General features: G+C 38.0%; 15 protein-coding genes. 6 read left to right on the top strand and 9 right to left on the bottom strand.

Going from position 1 to position 13154, the window contains the following annotated elements; translation table 11 throughout:
- Nucleotides 1–565: 565 nt before the first annotated feature.
- The 7 genes from DVB69_RS01460 to DVB69_RS01435 form a co-directional block, all read right to left on the bottom strand.
- A complete protein-coding gene (locus tag DVB69_RS01460) occupies nucleotides 566–802 on the bottom strand; it encodes a hypothetical protein (protein ID WP_116015862.1) in 237 nt (78 codons plus the stop codon).
- 295 nt (nucleotides 803–1097) lie between these two features.
- Nucleotides 1098–1514, bottom strand: a complete 417-nt coding sequence (locus DVB69_RS01455; RefSeq protein ID WP_116015860.1) for a DUF3997 domain-containing protein — start codon at nucleotides 1512–1514, stop codon at nucleotides 1098–1100.
- A 92-nt stretch (nucleotides 1515–1606) separates the two neighbouring features.
- Entirely contained in the window at nucleotides 1607–2080 is a 474-nt protein-coding gene (locus DVB69_RS01450) for a GNAT family N-acetyltransferase (RefSeq protein ID WP_116015858.1), read from the bottom strand.
- Nucleotides 2081–2337: 257 nt separating this feature from the next.
- The gene (locus DVB69_RS01445; protein ID WP_116015856.1) at nucleotides 2338–2520 is read right to left on the bottom strand and encodes a hypothetical protein; all 183 of its coding nucleotides are present in this window, start codon (nucleotides 2518–2520) and stop codon (nucleotides 2338–2340) included.
- Between the two features lie 92 nt (nucleotides 2521–2612).
- Nucleotides 2613–2927, bottom strand: coding sequence for a hypothetical protein (locus DVB69_RS01440; RefSeq protein ID WP_116015854.1), 315 nt, complete (start codon nucleotides 2925–2927; stop codon nucleotides 2613–2615).
- 132 nt (nucleotides 2928–3059) lie between these two features.
- Nucleotides 3060–3203, bottom strand: coding sequence for a hypothetical protein (locus DVB69_RS17645; RefSeq protein WP_199562784.1), 144 nt, complete (start codon nucleotides 3201–3203; stop codon nucleotides 3060–3062).
- 126 nt (nucleotides 3204–3329) lie between these two features.
- The gene (locus DVB69_RS01435) at nucleotides 3330–4055 is read right to left on the bottom strand and encodes a nucleotidyltransferase domain-containing protein (protein WP_116015852.1); all 726 of its coding nucleotides are present in this window, start codon (nucleotides 4053–4055) and stop codon (nucleotides 3330–3332) included.
- Nucleotides 4056–4191: 136 nt separating this feature from the next.
- Between DVB69_RS01435 and DVB69_RS01430 the strand changes: the two genes are divergently transcribed.
- Nucleotides 4192–4962, top strand: coding sequence for an aminoglycoside 6-adenylyltransferase (locus tag DVB69_RS01430; RefSeq protein ID WP_116015850.1), 771 nt, complete (start codon nucleotides 4192–4194; stop codon nucleotides 4960–4962).
- A gap of 241 nt (nucleotides 4963–5203) precedes the next feature.
- On the opposite strand, the gene DVB69_RS01425 is transcribed toward DVB69_RS01430, so the two are convergent.
- Together DVB69_RS01425 and DVB69_RS01420 are read right to left on the bottom strand one after the other, a co-directional pair.
- Nucleotides 5204–5926 (bottom strand): FG-GAP repeat domain-containing protein, encoded by a 723-nt coding sequence (locus tag DVB69_RS01425; protein ID WP_116015868.1) that lies wholly within the window; start codon nucleotides 5924–5926, stop codon nucleotides 5204–5206.
- 153 nt (nucleotides 5927–6079) lie between these two features.
- Nucleotides 6080–6922, bottom strand: a complete 843-nt coding sequence (locus tag DVB69_RS01420) for an HAD family hydrolase (protein ID WP_116015848.1) — start codon at nucleotides 6920–6922, stop codon at nucleotides 6080–6082.
- 308 nt (nucleotides 6923–7230) lie between these two features.
- On the opposite strand from DVB69_RS01420, the gene DVB69_RS01415 reads away from it, so the two are divergent.
- The 5 genes from DVB69_RS01415 (at nucleotide 7231) to DVB69_RS01395 (ending at nucleotide 13053) form a co-directional block, all read left to right on the top strand.
- A complete protein-coding gene (locus DVB69_RS01415) occupies nucleotides 7231–8325 on the top strand; it encodes an ABC transporter ATP-binding protein (RefSeq protein WP_116015846.1) in 1095 nt (364 codons plus the stop codon).
- 12 nt (nucleotides 8326–8337) lie between these two features.
- Nucleotides 8338–9228, top strand: coding sequence for a carbohydrate ABC transporter permease (locus tag DVB69_RS01410; RefSeq protein ID WP_116015844.1), 891 nt, complete (start codon nucleotides 8338–8340; stop codon nucleotides 9226–9228).
- Nucleotides 9229–9246: 18 nt separating this feature from the next.
- Nucleotides 9247–10071, top strand: a complete 825-nt coding sequence (locus DVB69_RS01405; RefSeq protein WP_116015842.1) for a carbohydrate ABC transporter permease — start codon at nucleotides 9247–9249, stop codon at nucleotides 10069–10071.
- A 104-nt stretch (nucleotides 10072–10175) separates the two neighbouring features.
- Nucleotides 10176–11513 (top strand): ABC transporter substrate-binding protein, encoded by a 1338-nt coding sequence (locus DVB69_RS01400; protein WP_116015840.1) that lies wholly within the window; start codon nucleotides 10176–10178, stop codon nucleotides 11511–11513.
- A gap of 94 nt (nucleotides 11514–11607) precedes the next feature.
- Nucleotides 11608–13053 carry an MBL fold metallo-hydrolase gene (locus tag DVB69_RS01395; protein WP_116015838.1) on the top strand — a complete coding sequence of 482 codons (1446 nt, stop codon included), beginning with the start codon at nucleotides 11608–11610 and terminating at the stop codon, nucleotides 13051–13053.
- Nucleotides 13054–13154 lie beyond the last annotated feature (101 nt).

Here is a 13154-nt window from a genome sequence, read left to right as displayed (position 1 = left end):
AAGGACAGCGTCCTTCATTTCCTGACTGTATCTATTTCGACTTTCATTACTCATATCGCACGACCTCCATCTTTAATTAAAGTATAACAGGAGAGTTCTATACGACAACTAGCCTAACAGAGAGGGTATGGAAGTCACGACATCTTCCCTATCCCCAAGTTTATAAGAGAATTCTGCTTTACGAAGGAGAGGGGAGAAAGGTTGGCTAATCATTAAAAGTATTAGCAAAAAACTTAGCACTAAAGGAAAGCGATTTCTCTTCAGTTGTTTATTCTTCAAGGAATCTACAACTATAAAAATCAATATTAAAATGGCTCCAACAAATGGAATGAGATACAGAGGGATATTCACGAAAAGCCAAATCGAAAACCCGAAATAAAAGTGACGTACAACTTCGCCAATAACATAAAGAGTAAATAATGCACTTAATAGAACGATAAGCCATTTATTTTTAGAGCTCATATTCCACCTCCAATGTTAAATTTACAAATATTTTGACGACTTAGCTTATTAGGAGGTTGCTCTGGTATTAAATCTGGCCAATTGCTAAAGTTTAGGGTTCACTTTACCTTTGACGTTTTAATTCTTCATACTCTCCCCATACGATATAAAGAATACCTACAAGTAAAGACAGTACACTAAAAATGTTTAAAGTGTTTCCCACATAGGATAGCATCCCATCAAATAAATCTTGATCCCAACTCGAAACTCCTGATCCAAAAATTGCAGCACTTATATATTTCGTGGATATTAAAAACGCAGATATAGCAATAAATGCAATTCCGCTACCTCTTCTCCCCATTTCAATTATCCCCCTCCCTAATCTGGTCTGATTCATGAATAAACCATTCTAAATAATACTCTCTGTCGCTTGGAGATGAAGACGGACGTCTCCGGAGGGATTCATGCGCGCCTTAAGACCCAGCTGGAGGCGCCAAAATTTCTTCAATGTACACATCAATTCAGCCAAGCCACGCCTCTCGGAACGCGTGCCGTTTTGAGTGCAATACAACAATTTGTACACACTCAACTGCCCTATTGCTGAAGAGGTAAAGATCCTTGTTTCAGAATGGCATACTTAATAGTTGGATATTTGGCTAATTGTTGTAGTATTCACTAACTACATCCTGTACCTTCTTCAACGTAATTTCGTTTTTTATTCCGTACTCTTCCTTCTTATCAATCAATTCAACATCATTTAAAGGACCAATAACTTTCTCACTGTCTACTAGGATAATCCAAAAACTATAATTATTCTCACCTTTAACTTGCTTTGCAATGATATATTTATCATTCCACCCTACTTCAGTTACCTCAGCAGGAACCATTTTAGAAGGATTAGCATCCCAATTATCTTCTGAAATTTTTGGTTGGATTGTAACGTCATGTGCTGAACCTCTTAGTAACGTATATTTACCTGACAGATCTATATCATAGTCTGATGCACCAGGACATCCAGCTAGAAGCAATAAAGGTATAATCAAGACTATTAATAACGGCCATTTGTTGTTCATATAATCCTCATTTCTCTCCGTAACTCTGCATTCTGGCCATATTGAGGCACTAACCTTCTTCCGTTAAAGCCACCATTATGATATAAAGGCAATTAATTATCTTTAACCATCGTAATGAAATCTGCTGAATCAGTAGCGAATTTATTCTTGATTAAAAAACCTAGATTTTCATATAAGTGAATAGCTCTCTTGTTAAAAATTGCGACGGAGAGTCTTATTGGAATTCCTTTGTTGCATTCTCTTATATAATTCAAAATAAAAGAGCAAAAACCATAACCATATCCTTCTCCTACATAGTTAGGATTCATTCCAAGACCGAAATCCACAAATTTCTCATTATAAGCGCCATATTTATGTCTCATTGGAACGCAAGCTGCTTCTCCAGTACAAAAGAACCCGAATAGTTCTCCTTTTTGATCTAACAAGATTTGATAAGAACCATCAACCATCTCTTTAATTCCTTCCTCATTTACTTCATTATTGTAAAAGTCATAAGGCACTTCATACTGCCAGCTCAGAATTTGCTTGGCTAGATTTTCATTCATACTTTTGACGTTTAAATTCATAATTCTCCTCATCTCAATAAAAGATATCAAGGTTCTATTGTATTTTACACGTTCAATCCTCGTATCAAAACACTAGCCGCTATTCCATTAATTCTTTGATCTATTTGTAGAAAAGGGTACATTTTTTACTTTAGAAATAGCCTCATTGAAATGGCTCGATTTTGCGTTTGTCTATCTACTCTAGCAAAAGCAGATGTCGCGGCACTACTCAAAAGAATTAAAATGTAAAAAACAGATTGCAGTTGAATAATTTGTCATTAATTATCCAAATCATCGTCAAGGAATGACTTCTTATTGACTGTTGGCTCGGATGTTTTTTCAATAGATTGTCCTACCACAGACTTGTTAATTCCTTCTTTGACAGCTGTAAAAATCACAAAATATAGGATGAATAATCCTATTATCCAAAGTATTATCGTACCGAAAACTTGACCAGCCATCCTCTCCATCTCCAATCCCAACGTACCAATATGGTCTGATTCTAGCGCAATCCGAATCCTGAATCCGCTACTTATCTAGAAGATATTCACGCCTAATAACTTTCTTCTTTTTTGCTAAACATTTCATAAGCGAAATATCCAACTAGTAAACCTACTGCAGAACCATTGCTACCGGAAGCTAGTAAGGATATTGGGAATATTACACTAAGAACTACACCAACAGCACAACCAAACAGCATTCCTAATGGTATTAAACTATCCAATAAATTTTGAGCACCTTTAGATTCTTTCTTTCCAAGGGTGCCTTTCTCATATTTTTGTTTCATTCCCATCACTACAAAGATTGCAATCCCCCCCACTATTATAAGAGGATATAAAATACGAACTATTTCTAAGGCTGCCTCCATTGCAGAAACCTCCTTTCTTTCACTACTTTATTTAGATTAATTTTAACATTTTCCAACCTGGTAAATAAACCCAGTTACGAACCGAGTACAAGTGTCGGTTACAGAATTGCTCCCAATTACTTAATGGCTCTATTAACTTTTCTTTTGATATGTGTTCTTTATTGTTTCTATTTCTTCTCTTAGTTTTTCATTTTCTTTCTTTATTTTCGCGACATCGACTGCGGTAAATAATACGCTCGCCAATGTCAGATATACCAAAATTGTAGTTAGAGACATAAATAAGTTCCCTCCTTCATTTTCCATCCATTAAAATCGATAATTTATATTGGTCAATTCATTTGGAAAAAGCTAGTTATACACCACTCTATCCTGGGATTTGAATGGGGTGAAGAGTGATGTTATTCACTTGCTGAAATTGTTAAGTTGATAGGCAGTCCCTATTGAAAATCCATTGAATAACCTGCCACCAAATGGTTCCAATACAGTATCCACTAATTCAATGACTTTCGTTTTTTCTCCATCCCTATAATATCTATCGATCGCGTTCACAAATTGGTCTGCAAAATCAGAATCGAATTTCTGAAGTTCTCGGATAATCCACTTTCCAGAACCCAACCAGCACCCATTCGTTCTCAAGACAAACTCCTGTACAGAGTCAGCTAAATTATTTACAATCATTAATTCCTCAGCTCTAGTAGTTGCCCCGATAAAATCTTCGAGTACATCTGTTAAGAAGTATCGTTTTGTCCTTATGACTTTCTCTGTCCATTTGTCCGGACCGTCTTGCAGGCTTCTATTGGCTTCTTGTTTAATCGATTCAATAACTCCATCGTCCTTCAACACAATTCCTTCAGCTACCATTCTTTGCAGCGATGGCCTTGCTCTTTTACGATCGCTTTCAAAAAAAGATTGATATGATGTCAGGTTGTGCACGAAGACCTCGATTGGCCAATTAAATTCGGTAAGAGAATGTCTAGAAGACGATGAAACCTCTTTATCAAAAATAATGATATCCAAGTCTGAAGTTGCTGTTGCTTCCCCTCTCACTACGCTTCCCGCCATCAAGGCACCTTGGCAATTCGGGAAATATCTCGTTACAAATAGTCGTGCGGCTTTTATAGGTTCCACGAAGTTACCTCCTTTCTTTTTCATAAAATCCTTCTTGCTATATAAGGAAAATCATACCATAATTAATCTATGATTACAGAAGATATTGACATTTTGAAGGAACGTTACCAACGACAATACGATGATGAGGTGAATTATGTATAGCGCTGTAGAAAGAGAAGATTATTTTAACAGGACCATCCGTAAAATAGAATCGGTGGAATTAGTGGAAGGGATCGTTCAATTGGGATCTGGGGTGACTGGCTATAAAGACGCTTATTCCGATATTGATCTAATGGTATGCACTTCAAAGGAAGTGGATGCACACGCAACCAAAGACCAAATACGCCAAGCACTCACTGAATACAGGCCTATGTATGTAAAAGAGAAAAAGTTCGGCGTTTCTATATTTCTACTCATTGTGCTTTTAGAAAATGGATTGGAGTTTAACATTTCCATTGCTCCACGGGACTTGCTGTCTGTACGCTCTCCTTTATGGAAAGTAGTCGTGGATAAAAGCGGAGACGTATTGAAGAAAATGAATGAGGAAAACGTGAAATTCGAAAGTGATCCTGTAAAGTACGATGTGTATAGCGACATTACTTTCGAGTTTTTCTATTGCATCATCGGTCTGGAAAAAGAATTGAAACGTAATAACTTTATCTTTGCGTTGAAATTACTGGATACGATGAGGGATTATATTTTACATGTTGAAGCGATGAATGAAGACAAGAAATGTCACCAATTTAAAGCATATGAGACGTTGGATTCCGTTTTCATCGAACGCTATCTATGCACTTTTCCTAAGGCGCTAACAAAAGATTCGATCGCTGACTCAGCTCTACAACTAAAAGAATTATTTATGGAATGTATGGAGTTCAGTGCCGTGTACCACTTGGATGATTCTTTACGCCGTCTCTTACTCTAAAACAGCCGAATACTTATGCCAAAAGGACATTCTGGTGGTTACCTCACTCTTGAAGAAGGTTGAGTTACAAAGGGAAAACCGCCTTTCTCCTTGTTAGGATATTGGCGGTTTATATAAGTCCGTATTAATGGAGAACTCATTGGTTTCCGGATCTCTCCGTTTATTTTCTTAGTAGCATTGGCTGTAACGTTTACGTCAAAATACCATGTTCAATAGTTCCTCAAAACTATTGATCCTGAAATTATTGACCGTAAAGGGCGAACCACTGTTGCCAAATTGAAAATTTTTGCCCATCCCACTTCAGAGTATTGATGATATATCCAAATGCATCCGCATGATAAAGACCGCTAATTTGTTGATACGCCTGGATTTCATATACGCCATCCCGATCCAAATCTACTGGATAAAACCCGCTAACTCCATCCGCCATCCCTGTAATCGTCTGTTTCAACTTCCCATTTTGATAATAGATTTGCGATAGATACTCTGCACCACGATCACTAATATCCAACAAATAAGATTTACCTGTTGCAGGGCTATGAACGTTAACTTTAAAGAAGTCCATATAGGTGACGGTGTATTGGTTCTCCTTATTAAACTGATCAAAATCAAATAATTTTTTAGCTTCATTGTGAACGAAAGAATATACATAATCGTACGTAAATGCACCAGATCCACCTGAATCTATGCTAATCAGAATATCCTGAATGCCATCGCCCGTAAAGTCTCCCAAAAATAAAGTAGGATTGTAACCAGAATTCCCATCTTCATTCAACGCAATCGTGTGCACTTTGTTCGTTGCTCCATCTTGAACGTGTAACGTGATCTGCTGCATATAAGGACTCGTTGGGTCCATCGACTTGACTCCCGTCAAATACACGACATCTACAATTCCATCTCCATTGACATCTCCGTATGAACTCGTCAGAATCTCCGGCTGTCTGTGTTGGTCTACATGATTCATATTCACTCTTTCCATCACTCCTACTTAGACGTTTGACTCAGTATATTCATGTGCCTAGAAAAGTTTCCAAAGTTTGCTTGGAATAGTGAAATTGAATCGTTTGGGATGATATTTTTCAAGCCTCATTTGTCACTATAGGTTTCACCCTATCTCCTATAAAGCGTTGACCTCATTTATCAAATCCGAGATACTTTGCACCTTTCTTCCCTGATACTCTGGATATTCTACTTCATACCTATCAATGTATACAGCTGACATCCCCATCTTCATTGCTGGGGCAATTTCATTTATATAGTTATCTCCAATAGAGAGTGCTTTTTCAGCAGGAATGTTAAACTTTTGGAGCAGTTCAAGAAAGTGTTTGGTTGTATCCTGTGGTTTTTTTGCTTCTGTGATAGTCGTTTCGAATATCTCATGTAAATTCAGATTTTGCAGAAGGCGCTGTACATCATCTGCTTGACTGTTTGTCAAAAGCACAATGTTCTTCTTCTCTTTTAGTTGTAGAAGGGCTTCCCGTAATCCTGGTATTTTGGTTAATTGAAACTGATCAGTTGCCATAAATTCTTTCGTCTCAACATAGGCGGTTTGTGTGTCTTGAAGCCCAAAATGCATAGCACACACATTGGGGAGCCACCATCCGTCACCAATGGCTATCATTGTATCGAAATCGAAAGTTATCGGTTGAGGATAAAGCCTCTGGATCAACTCATCTGCTAACTCTTCTCCCCCCCAATTCCAAGCATTGACCACTGTTGAATGGATAGGTTCTATTTTTACGATATGATCATGAATCGCATCGTATACTTTCCCAATTGTTACGGCATGTTCTCCAGCCACCATCTTTTCATACTCAGTTTTAAAAAGAGATTGCACATCTTCTGGCAACCTCTTTTTTAGTTGTTCTGCAAAATATGTAAAATGATCCTCATCTTCATATAAAGTTCCATCAAAATCAAAAATCACTAAATCCACGTTTGTAAAAATATTGGTATCCATTGTACCCTCCTGTTTTCATATGAAATAGTATTCCTTAGTTTATAACAGCATAATTACGCATTAATTTAAATGGAACTTTTGTAAAGAATGATTAAGTTTATAACAAACTACTCAACCTAGTCGGTTAGAAAAAAGTATTTTAGCTGTTCCTAACCCTTAGTATCGCTGTTATGTAAGCCTTTTCAAGGATATTTCAACTTTTAAATACTTAACAATACTCTTACAATCTATTAATTTTCACTTAACAATGGATAGTTAAACTGAAACCTGTTGAGCTTCCACTAACACACGATTAGGAGGATACACCTTTGAAAATTCAACTGAAAGAATTATCGATGAAGTTCGATGATGTGCTCGCCGTTAATGGCTTGAATGTCCACATAAACAAAGGAGAACTTGTTTCTTTACTTGGCCCTAGTGGGTGTGGCAAGAGTACGACGCTATTTATGCTTGCAGGGTTATACAAACCGTCCTCTGGTGAAATGTATTTTGGTGATACATTGGTCAATAATGTAGAGCCAGAGAATAGAGGAATCGGTATGGTATTCCAAAATTATGCATTATATCCGCATATGACGGTATTAAAGAATATTATGTTTCCGTTAAAAATGGCAAAAGTCCCTCACAAAAAGGCTGAGGAAAAAGCAATTGAAATGGCTAATCTTGTTCAAATTGGTCATCTTCTTGACCGAAAACCAAAACAGCTCTCAGGTGGCCAGCAACAACGAGTTGCAATTGCCCGTGCTCTAGTCAAACAACCACAGCTTTTACTATTGGACGAACCCCTATCTAACTTAGATGCGCGCTTACGTATTGAAATGAGAGAAGAAATTCGTCGTATCCAGCAGGAAGTAGGGATTACAACCATTTTTGTTACCCATGATCAGGAAGAAGCCATGAGTATTTCGGACAAGGTATTACTTATGAAAGATGGCCAATTCCAACAATATAGCAAACCTCAAGAAATGTATGATCATCCGGTTAATATGTTTGTTGGAAAGTTTATGGGTAATCCCCCTATTAATATGATCCCTGTTACTTTTGATCATAAAAATCTAAGTATCCAAATAAATGGAACAGACGAAAAACTAAAAGTAACTTCAAAATTGAACTATGAGTTAGTGTCAGGTAACCAAATGCTACTAGGGGTTAGGGCTGAAGATTTTGTACTCGAAAAACTAGAAGGCATCAGTAATTCTTTCTCTGCAAAAGTAGACCTTGTAGAACGGACAGGAAGAGATACATTAGTCCATGCAACCGTAGGGAATCATGCAATTCGGGCATTGGTCAATCAGGACTTCGTTGTGAAGCCTAGCAACATAGTGAAGTTATCGATTAGGAAAAACCGTTTGCAACTATTTGATGCAGAGACTGAACTAAATTTAGTACTCGGCAAAGAATAAGGAGGGCTTACTATGATTCAAAAACCTACATTCACTAGTACCTGGAAAGCTCTTCTCTATCTGTTACCTGCACTAGTCATATTACTGACATTCAATATTTACCCGATCATTAAGTCATTTATCATGAGTTTTTATACGGATTATGATTTCTTTAAAGACATTGTTTATGAGTATGGCCTCGACAACTTCACGTATATCTTTCAGGATGCTGAGTTCTGGAAATCGGTTGTAAATACATTGGTATTTGTTATCGGTGTCGTCCCATTGTCTATTGTAATCTCACTCGGAATTGCTATTCTCTTAAACACAAAAATTAGATTCAAAGGTATTTTCCGTTCCATTTACTTTTTACCGTTTGTCACTTCTGTTATAGCCATTTCAATGGTGTGGCGATGGCTCTACCATACAGATTATGGATTAATCAACTACTCCCTTGGACTGTTTGGTATTGAAAAAATCGCGTGGCTTACCGATCCACAATGGGCTATGCCAGCCATAATCATCATGTGTATTTGGAAGGGGCTAGGATACAATATCATCATCTTTTTAGCAGGATTACAAAATATTGACCAACAACTATATTTGGCAGCGCAAATTGACGGAGCGAAGCCATGGAAACGATTTATGAACATTACCCTTCCAATGTTATCACCCACTATGTTTTTTATTTCTATTGTTTCGGTTATCAATTCGTTTAAAGTGTTTGATGAAGTTTTTGCCTTGTTCGATGGAAAACCGGGACCTGCCTATAGTGCTCAAACCATTGTCTATTACATATTCGAAAAGTTTTACAATGAGTGGGAATTCGGCATTGCCTCAGCAGCGGCAATTATTCTATTTGTCATCATTTTTCTCATTACATTAATCCAACTGCGCTTAGGAAGAAGCAGGATAATCTACTAATGAGAGGAGGAGTCAATTATGCAAAGAGCTGCTTTTTCTAAAGGCTTTATTTACTTAGTTCTTATTATTGGGAGCGTATGTATGCTTCTGCCTTTCGCTTGGATGTTCATAACCTCCATAAAGTCTCCTGGAGAAGTGATGATGATGCCGCCAGTATGGATCCCAGAAGATTTTAAATGGGAAAACTATAAAGAGGCTTGGAGTATGGCTCCATTTGCAAGATATACCATTAATAGTATTATCGTGACTGTTTTGTCAACACTCGGTGAATTAGTTACAACCATATTAGCAGCCTATGCATTTTCTCGCATGCATTTTTATGGAAGAGATATTCTCTTTTCTATACTACTCGGAACGATGATGGTCCCTGGTGAAGTTCTTCTAATCCCAAACTATGTCACACTCTCGAACCTCGGATGGATTGACCAATACCAGGCCCTAATTATTCCATGGTTAGCTAGTATTTTTTCCATCTTTTTATTGCGTCAGTTTTTCTTAGGTATTCCACAAGAGCTATCCTATGCTGCAAAAATTGATGGGTGTAATAACTTTCGTTTTTTATGGACCATAATGGTACCTCTCGCGAAACCGGCACTTATTACCATTGTTCTATTAAAGGCGATTGGGAGCTGGAATTCATTCTTATGGCCACTAATTGTGACGCAGTCAAAAGAGATGCGTACACTCCCTGTTGGACTTACTTCTTTCAGCACAGAAGCTGGCATCAATTACGAACTATTAATGGCAGCTTCAACGATGATTATTTTGCCGATGATTATCCTCTATTTCTGTTTACAAAGATACATTATAGAGGGTGTTGCAAAAGCTGGTATTAAAGGATAACAAAGTTCTCCATTAAGGAGGTGTTGCTAGTTTTAGATCAATGAAGATCAGCAATCCATAACGAACTTGTTACTATTTAAATAAATTTCCAGGAGGGAATTGCATTGAAAAAATTCGTGTTTTCAGTTCTTACAGTATTACTTGTATTCGCTTTAGCTGCTTGTGGAAATGATGGGGATAAAGATAGTGAGAGTAAAGTATCCGCTAGTTCCGATTCATCCAGTGAGAAAATCAAAACAGATATTAGTTCGCCTGTTGAAATTGACTTTTGGCACGCAATGAGTGGCAATCATGAAATAGCACTACAAAAGATTACGGATGATTTCAACTCTTCTCAAGAGGATATTACAGTTAAACTTGTCAACCAAGGAAGCTATGATGACCTAAACACTAAAAACATGGCCGCAGCAAAAGCAGGAAATCTTCCAGCTCTCACCCAAGCTTACGAAGACTGGATGACAAACTATATTGATCATGACTTAATTACTGATTTAACACCATATGTTACTAGCGATGAGGTTGGATTGAGTAAAGAAGAAGTAGATGACATTGTTCAAATTTTCCGCGAAGCGAATACATGGGACGGAAAGTATTATGGTATGCCATTTAATAAGAGTACTCAGATCATGTATTATAATGTAGATTATTTCGAAGAGGCTGGTCTGAATGCCCCTACAACTTGGGATGAGTTAAGAGACGCAGCTGAAAAGTTAACGACAGAAAAAGATGGTAGAAAAATTGTTGGTCTTGGTTTGGAGAACTCTACATCCTCACAAATTAACCAATGGGTACTACAAGCTGGCGGTAACTACCTTGATGAGGATTCCGGAAAATTCCTTATGAATTCTCCTGAAGGTAAGGAAGCTTTAGAATTCTTGAATGGGATGTTTAAGGATGGGTCTGCGCGTCTAGCTGGTGAAGATGGGTATATGTCGGAACCATTTGCACGTGGGGATGCAGCCATCTATTTCGGTTCATCTGCAGGAATCCCTTATGTTGCAGCACCTGCTAAAGAAAATGGGGTTAACTGGGCAGCTGCTCCACTACCAAAAGGAAAACAAGCAGCAACTGCATTTGCTGGAACGAACGTTGCGATTTTTAGTTCTGCTACTGATGACGAGAAGTTAGCAGCCTGGGAATTCATCAAATTTCTAATCAATGCTGACAATACCACGTATTGGGCAATGGAAACTGGCTACCTTCCTGTCCGCTACTCGGCATTAGAGAAAAAAGAATGGGTTACTTTTACAACGGATCACCCTGAATACGGTGTTGGTGAGAAGCAATTTGATGCAGGATTCTATGATCCCCGCCTTGCTGGTGCATATGAGTTGAAGAACGCCGTTGCAAAAGTTATCGACAAAGTATTCCTTGGTGAATTAACAGAGGACGAAGGGTTGAAATCTGCCGAGGAAGCCGCAAATAAATCGCTTAAAAAATAATGGATTAGCTATAAAATCACAAATAACTAGTATTCGGAACCTGTTCTTACAGGTTCCTGTCTATTTAACCATCATTTTTGAGGGGGAGTATTTTATGTGCAAAACTACAATTGAATTTTACAGTGGGCTTACGACCATTGGTGGCACGATTGTTTCTGTCCAACATGGTAACTCCAGAGTCCTCTTTGACTTTGGTCTTGTTTACAGCCCTGCGACTAATATTTTTGACGGACATATTCAACAGCGTGAAACTGCAATGGCCCGTAATTATTTAAAGTTAGGACTGCTTCCGAAGATTGATGGGGTCTATAGTCAGGAAACGCTAATTAATGAAAACTCAGTTACTTCAGCAAGTCAATACGATGGCGAAACAGCAGTCATTATTTCGCATATGCATTTAGATCATATGGCCGCGATGGGCTTCATTGATCCCTCTATTCCCGTCTATATGACTCAAGATTCCCTACATTTGTACAATACTTTGGAAACAATAGGTGAAGGTGTACCAGGAAAACGAACTTATCAAGCATGTGACTATAATAAGGAGTTTGCTATTGGCGAGATTATCATCACGCCACTCCAAGTCGATCACGATACTTTTGGTGCTTGCGCTTTTCATATTAGAACTCCTGATGGAGCGATCCTTTATACGGGTGATTTGAGAATGCACGGTGCTCATCCTGAACAGATTGAGTTATTTATTGACAAGGCTAAGGAATTGGAATTTGACGCAGTTATCATTGAAGGCACTACCTTAAGCAGTGATGAAGAAGTGCCCGCGCACCTGCTAATTGCAAATCGTGAATTACCTGAAGACTTAATGACGGAAAAGATGGTTTCAGAAAAAACTGGTGCTATTCTTAAGGAAACAAAAGGAATCGGTGTCTTTAATAGTTACCACCGCAACTTGGATAGAATCGAGGGCATGTTGCAGGCTGGAAAAGATTCCGGAAGAAAAGTTGTATTCGAAGCTGGAACTGCTCAAATTGCTCTAGATCTGTTAAAAGTGCGTGACTTCTTCATCTATGAATCAGAAACAATTAGACAAGCTGTGAAAACAAATCAGCTACCTGATTGGCAAAAGAAGCTTTTCGAGGAAATACCAACTATCTCTTACCAAGAGATAAATGATAACCCTAGCCATTACTTTGTTCAAAATTCATATCAAAACTCGCTTGAGTTGTTTGATTTGAATGTAGATGGAGGTGTATATCTCCATTCCAACGGGGTGCCATTAGGGGAATTTGACCCAACCTATCAGAACTTGGAGAGAATCATGCAAAGCCTTCATTTTGAAAGAGTTGAGGTAGGTTCAGGAGGACATGCCGCTCCCCAAAACTTGAAATATATCGTGGATGAGTTGAATCCGTCAACGTTAATTCCACTCCATAGCTTTCATCCAGAAAGATTGAAACCGAAAGATGGTATTCAACTGCTCCCAGAATACGGGAAAGTATATGGATTTTCTACAGAAGGCATGATTGAACAAACATTGAGTGAGGATCATCAAACGGGTACTCCCCACCATACAACCGTTTGACCCACATACTGGCTTCTTATAAGGGCAATCCCCTTATGAGAAGTTTTTTTCATCATACCTTTCAAAATGAATTCCCTTCAAAAAAGACATGAACTCTTAGA

It is taken from the genome of Sporosarcina sp. BI001-red, from assembly GCF_003384035.1.
GTDB lineage: Bacteria > Bacillota > Bacilli > Bacillales_A > Planococcaceae > Sporosarcina.
Note: the sequence above shows the minus strand (reverse complement) of the source record. Positions and strands in the feature narration are given on the sequence as shown.